The sequence below is a fragment of the Bifidobacterium sp. POST2/T3 (B1) genome (assembly GCF_058197115.1).
Genome location: NZ_JBVPQK010000466.1, coordinates 1 through 2,006, shown reverse-complemented (window position 1 = coordinate 2,006; position 2,006 = coordinate 1). Strand labels below are relative to the sequence as shown.

2 protein-coding genes and 1 pseudogene are annotated in these 2,006 nt (G+C 62.1%); 2 read left to right on the top strand and 1 reads right to left on the bottom strand.

Annotated features, from left to right (window positions below):
- Positions 1–89 (bottom strand): annotated as a pseudogene (locus tag AC0AP0_RS12825) (superoxide dismutase); the annotation flags it as partial.
- A 235-nt stretch (positions 90–324) separates the two neighbouring features.
- Between AC0AP0_RS12825 and AC0AP0_RS12820 the strand changes: the two are divergent.
- Positions 325–1,245, top strand: a complete 921-nt coding sequence (locus AC0AP0_RS12820; protein ID WP_490430765.1) for a TrmH family RNA methyltransferase — start codon at positions 325–327, stop codon at positions 1,243–1,245.
- A 69-nt stretch (positions 1,246–1,314) separates the two neighbouring features.
- Positions 1,315–2,006 (top strand): tRNA ligase subunit PheS family protein (locus AC0AP0_RS12815; protein ID WP_490430764.1); only part of this gene is annotated, 692 nt, incomplete at its 3' end.

Below are 2,006 nucleotides of genomic sequence, written 5' to 3'. Positions count from 1 at the left end.
TCATGGTGCAGCTCCATGATCTTGCCGGACACGTACGGCTCCAGTGCCGAGTAGTCGTAGGGCAGATCGGGAAGTGTGTATACGGGCATATTGTCTCCTCACAATGATTCTGGCCAAGCCAGATGTGCCATGGTCGGTCTGCGCCATACCAACGACGGACGTGGTCGACCCGACCGGTTCTTTCACACTAGCCCCTTGTTCGCCGAGCACAAGGGGCGCAGACCTTTCTTTCAGTGAACTTTCCCACAGATGTAGATTCACCGAGGTGAAGCCGCAGGCTTCTGGACTGCGGGGCTCTCGACTGGCGGGGCTAGAGTGGTGCCCATGCCCTTTGATGACACCCTTCTTGACAATCCCCGTGCCCAACGCGTTCATCGCTTGGCTGAACTGCAGGATCGGCGGGCCCGGCAGCGTCATGGCCGCTTCCTGATAGAGGGGCCGCAGAGCGTGCGCGAGGCGGTCCGCTGGCGTCCCGACCTGCTGACTGACCTCTATATTCAGGCGGATGAGTCCTCTCCTGCAGCCCAGGGAAGCCATCTGCGCCCGCTCAACGAGACTGTAGGCGCCATCATGGAGCAGGCTCGGGAGCTTCCTGACTGCTACGGACATTTCGTCTCCGCCAGGGTCATGCGTGCCATCAGCGGCAATGCGCAGGGGATCTTGGCCCAGGCGCGTGCGGACGGATTTCTGACACAATCGATGGACTTCGAAGATCCCCAGCGCCTGACGAAAAAGGGGCCCGACCTGGTGGCAGCTTTCTGGCAGATTCGCGACCCGGGCAATGCTGGCACTGTGATCCGCACTGCCGATGCTGCTGGCTGCAAGGCAGTCATCCTTGTGGACCAGTGCGTGGAACTCACCAATCCTAAGGTCATTCGCTCTACGGCTGGATCGGCCTTTCACATACCCCTGATGACCATGAGCACCGAGGACTTCCTGGCCCTGTGCAGACGGCAGGGTCGGACCATGGTGGCGGCCGATGTCTATGGAACACCGGATAAGCCCGTCCGCTCCCTGGCCGATCTGATGGCGAGCGGAGCCCTGACCAGGCCAGACTCGGCGGGTCGGCCCATGGTTCTGCTCTTCGGCAATGAGGCACGCGGTCTGCCCAACGAGTTGCTGCAGGCCATGGATCAGATCGTCCGCATCCCTATATACGGGCGGGCAGAATCCCTCAACTTGGCCACCTCTGCTGCGGTGCTGCTCTACGCCATGGCCATGTCGAGTCGTATTGAAAGAATGTGAAGGCGTCAACGACCGGGATTTCCGCTGATTTGCGGCCCGGACACGGCATTGGCAACAGTGGAAAGGTCCATGGTGGCACAGGTAGAATTCGACCCCGCGGCGATGACCGACGAGGTCAACGAGGGCATCGGCAGGATTCGCGAAGCCTCCGATCTGGAAGAACTCAAGGCGATCAAGGCCCGGTATGCGGGGACAGGTTCAGCCCTGGCCGGATCCGGACGGATCATCGGTAGGCTGCCAGCGGATCAGAAGAAGACCGCCGGGCGTCTAGCGGGCAAGCTCAAGGCTGACTTCGGCCGTGCCTACGGGCTCAAGGAGCGGCAGCTGCGCCAGGAGGAGGAGTCCCGCCGCCTGGCCGCCGAACAGGTGGATATGACCCTGCCGGTCAACCGCCGTCCCCAGGGCGCCCGCCACCCGTTGTCCAAACTCATGGAGGATGTGGAGGATTTCTTCGTCTCCATGGGTTGGAGCATCGCCCAGGGCCCCGAGCTGGAAGCCGAATGGTACAACTTCGATGCCCTCAACTTCGGCCCTGACCACCCTGCCCGCCAGATGCAGGACACCTTCTACGTCAAGGGCAGCCAGGCCAGGGATGCCGCCGGTTTCGTCGGGTCCAACATGGTCATGCGCACCCATACCTCGCCTGACCAGGCCCGTTCACTGATAACCCGTGGTGTGCCGCTCTACGTGGCTTGCACGGGCAGGGTCTTCCGCACGGACGAACTGGATGCGACCCATACCCCGGTCTTCCACCAGTGCGA

What these genes read in the sequence shown, in the direction of transcription:
- AC0AP0_RS12820 (WP_490430765.1), top strand. Translation starts at nt 325, where the DNA reads ATGCCCTTTGATGACACCCTTCTTGACAATCCCCGTGCCCAACGCGTT.